General features: G+C 43.5%; 11 protein-coding genes. 7 read left to right on the top strand and 4 right to left on the bottom strand.

All coding sequences use genetic code 11. The features are described from left to right. Position 1 precedes the first annotated feature (1 nt). Positions 2-1,759, bottom strand: coding sequence for a GMC oxidoreductase (locus EWU21_RS06950; RefSeq protein WP_130896093.1), 1,758 nt, complete (start codon positions 1,757-1,759; stop codon positions 2-4). Between the two features lie 58 nt (positions 1,760-1,817). Here EWU21_RS06950 and mutS point away from each other — a divergent pair, with 58 nt between their 5' ends. After that, a complete protein-coding gene (gene mutS, locus EWU21_RS06955; RefSeq protein WP_236633203.1) occupies positions 1,818-4,463 on the top strand; it encodes a DNA mismatch repair protein MutS in 2,646 nt (881 codons plus the stop codon). Between the two features lie 89 nt (positions 4,464-4,552). Here the strand turns inward: mutS and EWU21_RS06960 are convergent, their stop codons facing one another. Genes EWU21_RS06960 through EWU21_RS06970 form a run of 3 tightly spaced genes read right to left on the bottom strand, consistent with a single transcriptional unit; the run spans position 4,553 to position 6,841 of the window. Next, positions 4,553-5,434 carry an NAD kinase gene (locus EWU21_RS06960; protein WP_130896094.1) on the bottom strand — a complete coding sequence of 294 codons (882 nt, stop codon included), beginning with the start codon at positions 5,432-5,434 and terminating at the stop codon, positions 4,553-4,555. After that, complete coding sequence (locus tag EWU21_RS06965) at positions 5,434-6,072, bottom strand: CBS domain-containing protein (RefSeq protein ID WP_161566487.1); 639 nt, start codon at positions 6,070-6,072, stop codon at positions 5,434-5,436. The genes EWU21_RS06960 and EWU21_RS06965 overlap by 1 nt, the downstream gene beginning before the upstream one ends. A gap of 7 nt (positions 6,073-6,079) precedes the next feature. Next, a complete protein-coding gene (locus EWU21_RS06970; protein ID WP_130896096.1) occupies positions 6,080-6,841 on the bottom strand; it encodes an alpha/beta fold hydrolase in 762 nt (253 codons plus the stop codon). Between the two features lie 90 nt (positions 6,842-6,931). On the opposite strand from EWU21_RS06970, the gene EWU21_RS06975 reads away from it, so the two are divergent. From EWU21_RS06975 to EWU21_RS07000, 6 genes are read left to right on the top strand one after another with little or no spacing between them, the layout of a single operon-like run. Continuing rightward, the gene (locus EWU21_RS06975; protein ID WP_130896097.1) at positions 6,932-8,095 is read left to right on the top strand and encodes an NAD(P)/FAD-dependent oxidoreductase; all 1,164 of its coding nucleotides are present in this window, start codon (positions 6,932-6,934) and stop codon (positions 8,093-8,095) included. A 59-nt stretch (positions 8,096-8,154) separates the two neighbouring features. Next, on the top strand, positions 8,155-9,468 hold the full coding sequence (locus EWU21_RS06980) for a vanadium-dependent haloperoxidase (protein ID WP_130896098.1): 1,314 nt from the start codon (positions 8,155-8,157) through the stop codon (positions 9,466-9,468). Beyond that, positions 9,468-9,857, top strand: a complete 390-nt coding sequence (locus EWU21_RS06985; protein ID WP_130896099.1) for a group III truncated hemoglobin — start codon at positions 9,468-9,470, stop codon at positions 9,855-9,857. The genes EWU21_RS06980 and EWU21_RS06985 overlap by 1 nt, the downstream gene beginning before the upstream one ends. Before the next feature lies 1 nt (position 9,858). Continuing rightward, positions 9,859-10,914, top strand: a complete 1,056-nt coding sequence (locus tag EWU21_RS06990) for a GHMP family kinase ATP-binding protein (protein ID WP_130896100.1) — start codon at positions 9,859-9,861, stop codon at positions 10,912-10,914. Then, on the top strand, positions 10,911-11,780 hold the full coding sequence (locus EWU21_RS06995; RefSeq protein ID WP_130896101.1) for a sugar phosphate nucleotidyltransferase: 870 nt from the start codon (positions 10,911-10,913) through the stop codon (positions 11,778-11,780). Before EWU21_RS06990 ends, EWU21_RS06995 begins: the two co-directional genes overlap by 4 nt. Before the next feature lie 39 nt (positions 11,781-11,819). Beyond that, positions 11,820-13,121 carry a gluconate:H+ symporter gene (locus EWU21_RS07000; protein WP_130896102.1) on the top strand — a complete coding sequence of 434 codons (1,302 nt, stop codon included), beginning with the start codon at positions 11,820-11,822 and terminating at the stop codon, positions 13,119-13,121. Positions 13,122-13,300: the final 179 nt, after the last annotated feature.

Raw genomic sequence — 13,300 nt, forward strand, 5'->3', positions numbered from 1 at the left:
CTTACAGGTTGCCTTTTTTGCGTTGATCGATAATGTATTCAGATGTACGTAAGGATAATGCCAAAATCGTCCAAGTCGCGTTTTTATCTCCTTGAGATACGAATGGAGCGGCATCTGCTACGAACAAGTTCTTCACGTCGTGCGCTTGGCAGTTCGAATTGAGCACCGACGTATTCTTATCGTTACCCATACGAGCCGTTCCTACTTCGTGAATAATGCGACCTGGGTCAGCTAAACCGTAGTTGTTTTCTGCGCCTGGTTTCTTGCCCAAAGCCTCGCCACCCATCGAGTGAATAATCTCTTCGAAGGTGTCTTGCATGTGTTTGGCCTGCTTCACTTCGTAATCGCTCCATTTGTAATTAAAACGAAGCACTGAGATACCGAATTTGTCTACGACGTTCGGATCAATTTCACAATAGTTGTCCTCGCGAGGCACAGGTTCTCCACGTCCTGCAAAACCGACGTAAGCACCATAGAATCGGCGGTAATCCTCTTTCAAGGTCGCACCATACCCTCCAGCCGCTTTCTTAATTCCATCGCGGTTGAAATTCTCCCTCCCGTTTAAGCCTTCGATTCCCCAGCCGAAACCGTAGTTAGGCATTCCCATACCACCACCGTATTCGATGTGGTAGCCACGTGGGAAGTCTAATTTTTTGTTATCTAACCACCAAGGCGTATACACGTGCATCCCGCCCACACCATCTTCGTTATAGCGTTTCCGGTCAAATAAAGACGGGATAATCGCGGAACGAGAGGCTCCAGTGGAGTCATTGATGTATTTCCCTACGACGCCGCTGGAATTAGCAATACCATTAGGGAAGCGTGCGCTTTTCGAATTCAATAATAAACGAGCTGTTTCACCAGCAGAGGCAGCTAAAACAACGATTTTTCCTTTGACAGAATACTCCATCATCGTGCCTGTATGCACATAAGAAACGCCCGTTGCTAAGCCTGTCACAGGATCTGTCATGACTTCTCGCGCCATGGCGAAAGGAAGTAAAGTCGTGTTACCTGTTTGGACAGCTGGTTTTACTAATACGGATGAGGACGAGAAATCGGCGTAGGCAGAGCAACCGCGGTTACATTGTCCGCAATAAAAGCAAGAACCACGCTCGTTGTTAATCGGTTTCGTTAACATCGACATGCGCGACGGATAGGTCGGGATGCCTAAGGCTTTGTTCGCCTTTTTGATCATTAATTCGTGTAGACGAGGCTTAGGAGGAGGCAAGAAATAGCCATCTGGATCATTTCTTAGGCCTTCATTTGTGCCAAAAACCCCAATCATTTGATCTACCTTATCGTAATAAGGCTTCATATCATCATATCCGATAGGCCAGTCATCGCCTAGGCCATCGATACTTTTTCTTTTAAAATCATCTGGACCAAATCGCAAGGAAATACGTCCCCAGTGGTTCGTACGACCACCCACCATCCGAGAGCGGAACCAATCAAACTTTGTCCCCTCTTTTCGCGTGTAGGGTTCTCCTTCGATATCCCAGCCACCATAGGCCGCATCAAAATCGCCAAAATTACGTAGCGAAGAACTCGCTCCGCGGCGAAGCGATTCGTAGGGCCATTTCATTTGGGTCATGTCTTTTGGATCCGCCGGGTCAAAAGGCTGTCCAGCCTCCAGAATGCACACTTTTGCTCCGGCTTTTGCCAGCGTGTGCGCGGCCATACCGCCACCCGCACCGGAACCTACGATCACTACATCGAAAACCTCTTGCTGAGATTTAATGTAAATAGAGGAGTTAATCATTTTGTTAATCTGGTTTAGAGAAATCAAAAATAGAAAAATTGGTTTATTTTTGTCATTAATAGAAAAGAAATATTTGGCACGGAAAGCAGACAACGGAGAGGAGCCATTGAAAAAAGGGGAAACCCCACTTTCAAGGCAGTTTAATCAAATCAAGGCGAAATACCCAGGGGCCATTTTATTGTTCCGGGTGGGGGACTTTTACGAGACCTTTGGCCAAGATGCGGTGAAAGCCTCGAAAATTTTAGGGATTGTTTTGACGCGCCGAAATAATGGCAACGCCGATGCTGAATTAGCGGGTTTTCCACACCATTCTTTGGACACCTATTTGCCTAAATTAGTCCGTGCAGGCGAACGCGTAGCCATTTGTGATCAATTAGAAGATCCGGCGACCGTTAAGGGAATTGTGAAACGGGGTGTTACGGAATTAGTGACCCCGGGTGTTTCATTTAACGATCAAGTACTTGATAATAAGCGCAATAACTATGTGGCGGCTATTTCTGTAGAAGAAAAATCTTCGACCTACGGAATTGCCTTACTGGATATCTCGACGGGGGAGTTTATGTGCTCACAGGGGCCTTTGGCCTATATCCAGAAGTTAGTCCAAAGTTTTCTGCCGGCCGAGATCTTGTATCCGAAGAAACACCGTAATGCCTTCATCGATGCCTTTGGAGAGCAATTTCACAGCTTTACGATGGAGGAGTGGATTTTTACCCACGAATTCACGTACCCGCTTTTAACACAACATTTTAAGACCAAAAACCTGAAGGGCTTTGGGATTGAAAATAGTCCGCTAGGTATCATTTCTGCTGGAGTTATCTTACATTATTTAGCCGAAACAGAGCACCGCGCGATCGGTCATATTTCTTCGATTCAACGCATTGAGGAGGATAAATACGTTTGGTTAGATCGTTTTACCATCCGAAACCTAGAATTAATTCATCCGACTCAAGAGGGCGGAGTTCCCTTAATTGCACTCATCGACCAAACCTTGACGGCGATGGGTGGTCGTTTACTGCGTAAATGGCTGGTCTTGCCTTTGAAAGATTTAAAAACGATCGAACAACGTCAAGAAGGCGTGGCGGGTTTACTCGCCTCTTCGAGTTTATTGGATCAAGTTTCGGATTTATTGAAACCTATCGGGGATCTGGAGCGGATGATTTCCAAAGTCGCCGCAGGTCGCATCAATCCCCGCGAATTAAATGCCTTGAAAAAGGCCTTGCAACAGATTCCCGAGATTAAAACCTTGCTATCGGCTTCTACATCACCGAGCCTTTCAGGTCTTGCGAACAGCCTCGAAACTTGCGCGGAATTAGTAGATAAAATTGACACGATTTTGCGCGAAGATCCGCCCGTTTTAATGCACCAAGGAGGCATGATCAAAAGCGGTTATTTAGCGGAATTAGATGAATTGCACGGACTATCTAGCTCCGGCAAGAACTTCTTAGCCGATATCCAAAAGCGCGAAATTGAACGCACCGGAATTACTTCTTTGAAGGTTTCTTATAACAAGGTTTTTGGCTATTATTTAGAAGTCACCAATGCGCACAAAGACCGCGTTCCTCCGGAGTGGATTCGCAAGCAGACTTTAGTCAATGCAGAGCGTTATATCACGGAAGAATTAAAGATTTACGAGGAGAAAATTCTGAGCGCGGAGGATAAAATATCCGTTATAGAATTCCGTCTATTCCAAGAATTAGTTCAAGATGCTTTGGGTTATATCACTCAGATTCAACAGAATGCGTTGGGTATAGCCACCCTCGATGTCTTAGCCTCCTTTGCTACGGTAGCGAAGAAGAATAACTATGTTCGTCCATTGTTAAACGAAACGGAGATTCTCGATATCAAAGGTGGTCGTCACCCAGTGATTGAAAAACAGTTGCCAGCCGGCGAAAATTATGTCCCCAATGACATCTATTTAGACGATAAAACGCAGCAGATTATGATGATTACGGGTCCCAATATGGCTGGTAAATCGGCTCTATTGCGTCAAACAGCCTTGATCGTCTTGCTTGCTCAGATGGGATCCTATGTTCCGGCTGAATCCGCGACGTTGGGTTTAGTAGACAAGGTATTCACGCGCGTGGGTGCTTCAGATAACTTGTCCAAAGGAGAATCCACTTTCATGGTCGAGATGACGGAAACGGCAGCCATTTTGAATAATTTATCGTCTCGCTCCCTCGTTTTGTTGGACGAAATTGGTCGCGGAACCTCGACGTATGATGGCGTTTCGATGGCATGGGCGATCGCAGAACACTTGCACAATCATCCTGCGTATAAGGCCAAAACCTTATTTGCCACCCACTACCACGAATTGAACGAATTAACGCAAGACTTCCCGCGCATTCAAAACTTCCACGTTTCGGTGAAAGAAGTGGGGAACAAAATCATCTTCTTGCGCAAATTATTGCCAGGCGGAAGTGCGCATAGTTTTGGTATCCACGTGGCTCAATTAGCCGGGATGCCTACATCTCTCGTTTTACGTGCACACGAAATTCTTCAAAACCTGGAGAAAGACCACGTGTTAGAAGACAACATCGATAAGCTGAAAGAGATGCCGAAGGCAAATTACCAAATGAGTCTGTTTGGCGCAGAAATTCCGGAAGGCCTCCAAAAAATCGAGGATCAATTAAAGGAATTAGATGTGAATTCGTTGTCGCCTATTGAGGCGTTGTTGAAGTTGAATGAATTAAAGCGATTGCTTTAAAGATTATAGATAAGAGAGTATAGATAATAGAGTAGAGAGTGTAGATTAGTATTTAATTATCTCTACTCTTTACTCTATAATCTCTAATCTTAGTTCCGAACATCTAACCCCCAATTCAACTTACTCCTCAACGTCTGCAAGAAATCATCTCCCGGAATTTTGATCAATTTCGCAGAGAAAGGAGCCTTTTTGACTTCGATTTTGAAGTGGCTGTCGATGACTTTTGAACGCGAATCCAGCGAGATAAGGAAGTTTTTGCTTCGAGAGCTTACCTCAAAAGTTAATACAGCTGAACTAGAAACAAGGAGCGGGCGCACATTTAAATTGTGCGGGCTCATAGGTGCAATGATGAATATATCGGAACTTGGGATCACTAAGGGACCGCCCACCGCTAACGAGTAACCGGTGGATCCAGTGGCTGTGGATACAATTAATCCGTCTGCCCAATAGGAATTCAAGTAATTGCCGTCTACGAAGGCTTTAATAGTAATCATGGAAGACGTATCTGTCTTCATGATGCCCACTTCGTTGAGTCCAAAGCCTTTTCCATCAAAAAAATCAACCTCGGATTCTACGGAAACCAAACTTCTGTTTTCGATTCGGTAATTTCCTTGTAAAACGGTGTCTAATGCGGCGCTGATTTCTGGGGGTGACAGGGTGGCTAAAAAGCCCAATCGGCCCGTGTTGATCCCTAAAATGGGGATTTCCTTTGCGCCTATTTGAGTCAACGTTTCTAAGAGTGTTCCATCTCCGCCAATACTCCAAGCCATGTCCGCGGATTCTAAACCTTTCTCAGTGGAATAGCTGGGTACTTCTGCCACGGAGAAGCCGTGTTCGAGGAGGTGATTTTTGAAGAAATCGGAGAGGAGGGGCTGGCAGTTTTTAGCACAAATATCCGCCCACATTTTCTCCATTAAGGGCTTGGTTTCAGCCGAAAAGGTTTTTCCGTGAATGGCTAATTGTACACTCATTATAGATCAATAAAACGCATTAAATGATCAAAACGATCCTGGTCAACTTCAAGTTGCTCGCCAAAAACAAAGGCTTTTTCTATGAAAATGCCATGCCTTTCCAGATTAGAAATAATCTTGCCAAAAGTCTCTGTTTGAACTTGTAATACTACATTAGGCTCTTGGAAAAAACTGCGGACGACAAATCCTTTTTCCTCCTCAATGATGCGAATGATCGTACTGAGGCTGTCTCGAGAAGCTTGGAAAGGGATTCGGATAATGCCTCCGTTTTTGTTTTCTAACCCTGAATTTAGTAGGAGATTTCCGGCCGTATTTTTGGTCAAATAACCTCTAAATAAACCCCCCGAATTAGTAATGGCGATGAGATCAAAACTTGGTTCATCAAACCAAGGCAAACTAGCTAACACATCCTCTTCCTCTTCCATGTGAAAGGGGTGGAAATGAGCTTTCAGATCTGATAGGCTTTGGTGAGGAGATAAGGCCTGTGCAAGTATTTCATCGGAAACGAGTCCTATGAATTGTTTGTTTTCTACCACCGCTAACGCATTTACTTCTTGGTTGCGTAACGTTTTCAGTGCTTTCGCAACTGAATCTGTTAAACGCAACACCGGTAAATCATAATTCAGGTTTGATAGCATTAACATATTATACTGGGTTCTGGTTTAACCAATCGGTTAAAATTTCGTTGAATTCAGTGGGTCTTTCCATCATGGGTGCGTGGCAGCATTTGTCAATGAATCGAAGGGTAGAACCTTGAATTAATTGATTGAATTCATGTCCCACTTCTGGCGGAGTAATGGTGTCATTTAACCCCCAAATTAGGAGGGTAGGAGCTTTGATACGGACAATATCTTTAGCCATATTATTACGTTGCGCAGATTTTGCTATCGCGATAATGCGCATCACTTTAGGAATGCTATTCGTGATTTCAAACACCTCATCCACTAATTCTTTACTAGCCGTTTTAGGGTCATAAAAGGTATATTCTACGCGCTCTTTTATATATTCATAATTCCCGCGCTTCGGATAAGAGCCGCCCATCGAGTTTTCAAATAGGCCAGAGGAACCAGTTAAAATTAAGCGTTGGATCTTTTCAGGATGGCGTAAGGTGTAAATTAATGCCACGTGCCCGCCTAATGAGTTTCCAATCGCGCTGAACTTATCCAGCCCTTTAAATGCAACAAAGCCCTCGATAAATTCCGTCAATCCCTCACATCCAGCTTCTTTAATGGGCATTTCGTGGATGGGCATCAGTGGAATAATGACTCTGTAATTTGATTTGAAGTGATTAATCACTCCAGCCCAATTGCTTAATGCGCCAAACAATCCGTGAAGTAATAAAAGGGTCTCACCCTGTCCTTCGTCGATGTAACGGTACTCTCCTTCTGCCTTAATTAGGTACTCCATTCAGGAATTTTGTATTTATAAACTGCAATTTAATAAAAAGAATGTTAAACAATTTTAATTTTGCAGTGTTTTAAAAAATATAATTTATCTATGAAACCTATCTTGATTATTGGTGGTGGAATTGCCGGTTTGCAAGCCGCTACTATTTTACACCAAAACGGCAGAGACTTCATTTTGTTCGAAAAGCAGGCCAAGGTAGGTGGACGCGTTTCTTCCATAGAAAAAGATGGATTTATTTTAGACCGAGGGTTTCAGGTTTTGCAAACCTCTTATCCGGAAGTACAACGTTCCTTAGACTTGACGGCACTTCACCTGCATTTTTTTGAATCGGGCGCCTGGGTTAAAGATCAACTGTTTTTTAATCCCCTTCGCCGACCATTTGATTTGTTTTCATCCGATATGCTGACATTCAAAGATGTGTTTTCGTTGGCTAGAATTTGGTTTAGATTGCAAGGTGACGTGCCCGCTTTAGATGGAAATAAGCAGACAACGCAAGAACTTATTGCATCCTATTCTTTTTCTAATCGGTTCAAGAACGAATTCTTAATCCCGTTTTTTCAAGGCGTATTTTTGCAAGAGAGTTTGACTCAACCTGCCTCTTTGTTTTTCTATTATTTACATCAATTTCTCTATGGAAATGCAGCGATTCCTGCCAAAGGAATGCAGGCTATTCCAGATCAGATGGCTGCCAGTTTACCAGCTGATAAACTTCAGTTAAATCAAGAAATTGTCGCTTTAAATGCCACAAGTATTACATTGAAATCAGGTGAAAATATAGCAGGTGACGCCGTTATTTTAGCGGTGGATTTGCCAGTGGCTGCGAAGATTTTGGGTTTACAGGCGCCGGAAACCTTAGCCTCTCGAACGTTTTATTTTTCAGCGAAAAAGGCCTCGAATGAACCTGCCTTATTGCGCTTAGTAGGGGAGCAACACTTGCTCCATTTTACGTGTTTGACGGATGTAAATCCTGGTCTAGCCCCTAGTGGCAAGGCTTTGTATTCTGCGACAAGTCTTAGCAATAGTTCCGAAAAAGAGGTGAAAGAGGCGTTGCAAAAGCAATTGCCGGGGCGAAAATTGACCCTTGTTGATAGCTTTGATATTTCTCATTCCCTGCAAAAAGTGGATGACTATGAATGGATTAAAAAGGCGGCTAATGGCATCGTATTAGCTGGAGATTATTTGGAATTTCCGTCCTTGCAGGGTGCGCTGCATTCTGGGAGGAAAGCGGCTGAAGAAATTTTGGGAAGATCCTGATTTTCGTCAGTCAAATGATGGGTGAATTTTGTACCTTTGTGAGGTTAATCAAACCCTACATGAAAAAAATTATCTTACTTTTCGCTGTATTGTTCGTAGCAGCCTGTTCAAGCTCGAACAAAGACTATCAAAAAGCGGCTTCCAATCCTGAATTTTTAATTCGCGCGGAAGTGATGTTGACGGAAAGTGTCATTCACGATATTTTCGCTCCCCCCGTATCATCCCGTATTTACATGTATGCGAGCATCGCAGGATACGAGGCGGCCATACATGGGGAGAAAGGATATAAGTCGTTGGTAGGCCAACTCAATGGTTTCGAACAGGTGACGCAGCCTGAAAAGGGGAAAGAATATTGTTACCCGCTTGCCTCTACTCGCGCATTTTTGTCTGTGGGCAAGAAATTGACCTTCGCACAAGAATTGTATGAGGAGTTTGATAAAAAAATGGAAGAAGATTACCGGGCAACGGGGATTCCTGATGACGTTTATGAGCGTTCGATTGCACTTGGTGACTCGATTGCAGAGTCTGTGATGAAGTATGCGGCGAAAGATAATTACAAGCAAACGCGAGGATTCCGTTTTACAGTGACAAATGACCCGGGTACCTGGACTCCGACTCCTCCAGCTTACATGGATGCGGTTGAGCCTTTTTGGACAAAGATTCGTCCCGTTGGTTTAGACTCATCTGCGCAATTTCAGGCCCCAGTTCCGTCTACATTTGATTTGACTCCAGGTTCTGCCTATTACAAAGAAGTAATGGAGGTATACACTACCGTGAATAATTTAACGAATGAGCAGCGGGATATAGCTAATTTTTGGGATTGTAATCCTTTCAAAATGAATATCACAGGTCATGCCATGTTTGCTACGAAGAAGATGTCTCCGGGTGGTCACTGGTTAGGTATTGTGGGTCAAGTTTCTCGTCAAACAAAAAAATCCCACGTACAAGTGGCAGAGGCGTTTGCAATGACTTCAATGGCTATTTTTGATGGTTTTATTTCCTGCTGGGATGAGAAATACCGTTCGGTGAGAATTCGTCCTGAGACGGTGATTAATAATAGCATTGATAAAAAATGGATACCGATTTTACAGACACCTCCGTTCCCTGAATATACATCAGGACATAGTACTATTTCAAGTGCGGCTGCTACGGTATTGACCGAATTATATGGTGACAAAATTGCCTTTAATGACTCTACGGAGATTCCTTATGGCTTGCCACCTCGTAAGTTCACTTCTTTTAAGCAGGCGGCAGATGAGGCATCCATAAGTCGTTTATACGGCGGGATTCACTTCCGTCCGGCCTTAGATTTAGGCGTGGTTCAAGGAGCCAAAGTGGCGCAGCATTTGATGACCAAAGTGAAGACAAAGTAATGAAAAACGACATCACTTCGAAAGCCGATATTAAAACATTTGTGGATGCATTTTATGCCAAAATGCCCTCAGATGATTTAGTGGGAAAGGTTTTTATGGAAGTGATGCACGTAGATTTTTCGACGCATCTCCCTAAAATGTATGATTTTTGGGAGATGTTGTTGTTTCAAGGGACATCCTATAAAGGGGCTCCGATGAGACCCCATTTGCAGATTAATCAGATTCATCCCATTACGCCAGCTCACTTCGAGCGTTGGTTAGCGATGTTCAGAGAAACGCTTCGCGATTTGTTTGAAGGGCCTAAGACGGAAGAGGCGATTACTAAGGCTGAAAACATCGCGGCCACCTGGGCTTATAAATTGGATTATTTAACGAAACACCCTGCTTAAGATGATCGTATCAACCCCGGGTCGTATTTGTCTTTTTGGCGAACACCAAGATTATTTAGGATTACCGGTAATTGCGGCGGCGATTTCGAAGCGAATTCAGATTGAAGGTGATTTCAGGGTAGATAATGTGGTACATTTTTCCTTACCAGATGTAGGAGCGGAAGAATCATTCGAGCTAAGCTTTCCCTTAGTCTACACGAAAGAACGTGATTATTTCAAAAGTGTGTTAAACGTATTGCACCGGAAGGGACATCGCTTAGCCAAAGGTTTGGACTTGATGGTGACCGGTACTATTCCTATCAATTCCGGGACGTCCAGTTCGTCCGCTTTGCTGGTATCGTGGGTGAACTTCTTGAACGAAATATACGGTTTAGGCTATTCCCAAAAGCAAGTAGGTGAGATTACCTACGAAGCAGAAGTACTTGAGTTTTCTGAGCCAGGCGGGATGATGGACCAGTATTCGACAGCAGTGGGGAATGTGATTTATTTAGCCTCTGTGCCGGAGATTCACATTGAAACATACGCTAGAGAGCTAGGAACTTTTGTTTTAGGAGATTCAGAAGAGCCTAAAGATACCTTGGGTATTTTGAGTCACGTGAAGTTTGGGATGTTAGGTGGAATGCAGAAAATCCAGGCGAAATTCCCGGATTTTGATTTAGCGACAGAGAATGATCCTGCGAAATACCGCGACTTGTTAACAGAGGATGAATGGGTGCTTTTACAGTCGAATATTAGTGATCGAGATTTGTTGTTAGAAGCGAAAGCGATGTTTGAAGGAAAAATAGCTTGGTCTGATGAAAAATTAGGTTCTTTATTAAATGAACATCAAGTAAATTTGCGGGAACACAAGCGGATTTCTACGCCCAAGATTGACCGAATGATCCAGGCAGCTTTGGAGGCGGGAGCTTTGGGAGGAAAAATAAACGGATCAGGCGGCGGTGGATGTATGTTTGCTTACGCGCCCAAGAATCCTGAAAAAGTGGTCGAGGCGATAGAAGCAGTGGGAGGAAAGGCTTACATTATAACGGTAGATAAAGGAACAACGAAAATAAGATGAAAAAGAGATTATTGATTTTGGCGGGCGGTATGGCTTCTCGCATGAAGAAAGCCATGGCAGAAGTGAACAGTGATTTAGATCCTAAATTAGTGGCACAGGCGAATGCAGTGACCAAAGGGATGATCCAAGTGGGAAAGAATGGCAAGACCTTGATTGATTACCAATTGTACAACGCACATTTAGCGGGTATCGAAGAAGTAATGTTATTATTACATCCGACTGATAGCGTTTCGCAAGAATATTGTGAGTCCTTAATGGCTAAAGATGCCACTTGGGGGATGAAAATCGTCTTCGCTCGCCAGCAAATTGCGGCGGATCGCGAGAAACCAGCGGGTACTGCAGATGCGGTGTACCAAGCTTTATCACAACACGCAGATTGGCAAACAGGTCGCGTAATCGTGTGTAACTCGGATAACTTGTATTCGGTGAATGCGTTGAAGACACTTTGGGCATCTGAGGTTCCTCAAGCCTTGATTTCGTATCACCGCGATAGTTTATTGTATCCAGAGGAGCGTATTTCTGCTTTTGCCTTGATTCGCACGGATGCAGAAGGGTATTTATTAGAAATTATCGAAAAGCCGACGAAAGAGCAAGCGGAAGAATTAATGGCGAAGCAAGGTCGATTAGGCGTGAGCATGAATGTGTTTGTGTTTGAGGCGAGCACTTTCTTACCTTATTTGGCTAAAACTCCATTCCATCCAGTGCGTAATGAAAAAGAATTGCCTACGTCTGTTGTGATGTTTGGAGAAGGGGAAGGTAAAGGATTCTTCGCGATTCCATTAGCAGAGAATGTGCCGGATTTAACTTCTAAAGAAGATATCTTAGTGATGCAGAAATATTTAGAGGAAACGTATGGTGATTTCTAAAGCTTAATGCTAAATTGTGAGTGATAACCTATTCACTCTATGACTTTATTGATTGTAATTGCTAGCCTTGGCCTTTTAGTACTGTTAATCACGTACTGGAAGGTCAATTCGTTTATATCCTTTTTGCTCGTCAGTATTTTCGCGGGCGTTTGTTTTGGCTTACCGCTGCCTGATATAGCCAAGTCCATCCAAAAAGGGCTTGGAGATACGCTTGGGTCTTTAGTTGTTATTCTTGTGCTAGGAGCCATGCTGGGTAAATTAGTAGCTGCTTCTGGGGCTGCAAAACAGATTTCGGGGACTTTAATTGACTTGTTTGGGTTAAAAAACATTACCTGGGGCTTGATGCTGACGGGTTTTGTGATCGGAATTCCCTTGTTTTATAATGTGGGATTTGTCTTAATGATTCCCTTGATTTTCTCTTTAGTACAACAATACAAGATTCCACCGCTGATGGCGGGCGTGCCTATGATGGCCTCCTTGTCTGTGGCGCATGGATTTTTACCACCCCATCCATCTCCAGCGGCCTTAGTGGCGCAGTTTCACGCGAATATGGGAGAAACCTTAATCCTGGGAATTATGGTAGCGATTCCGGCGATTATTTTGGCGGGTCCTATTTTTGCCAAAACCTTAGCTCATCTCCCCGTCAAACCCTTAAAATCTTTCGCAGCAGCCGAAGTAGAGGAAACGAATCTGCCGAGTAAAACGGCCAGCTTCATTGCTGCTCTTTTTCCTGTTTTTCTATTAGTAGGAACGACGATCGCCGAAGTACAAATGCCTGATTCTGCTGTGGTGAAATTTATAGCCGATCCAGCGATGGTGATGCTGGTGGCTATTTTAGTGGCTACTTATGTGTTAGGAATTCGCAGAGGGAAGAAAATAGAAGAAGTGATGAACGTGTATGGCGAGGCTGTGAAAGAGGTGGCGATGATTTTATTGATTATTGCAGGTGCTGGAACCTTGAAAGAGATTTTGTTAATATCGGGGGTAAGCCAGGAAATTGCTTCGTATTTAGGTGGTTTGCCTATTCATCCTTTGGTTTTAGGCTGGATGATGGCAGCCATCATTCGCGTTTGCCTGGGGTCTGCCACGATTGCAGGCTTGACGGCAGCAGGGATGATCTATCCTTTAGTGGCTGCGGGTGGTGTAAATGCGAATTTAATGGTGCTAAGTATCGGTGCAGGTAGTCTGATGTTTTCCCATGTGAATGATACGGGTTTTTGGCTATTTAAAGAATATTTCAATTTAACTGTGAAAGAGACATTGCGTTCGTGGTCTTTAATGGAGACCATCGTGTCGATTACGGGTTTAGCTGGTGTGATGCTTTTGAATCAATTCTTGTAAATGTGCTATTTTATCAAAAAAATACAAAATTACTTATTGTGTGCGTTTTTGTATTTTTCCAAATATTATATGCTCAATAAGCTGTTTTGCAATACAATTAACTGATTATTCTCAGTTAATCTCGTATTTATTCGTCAATCTTTTACTTTTTTATTGTTTGTTTATTAACATTTTGTTAA

Source organism: Aquirufa antheringensis, from assembly GCF_004307425.1.
In the GTDB taxonomy this organism is placed as follows: Bacteria; Bacteroidota; Bacteroidia; order Cytophagales; family Spirosomataceae; genus Aquirufa; species Aquirufa antheringensis.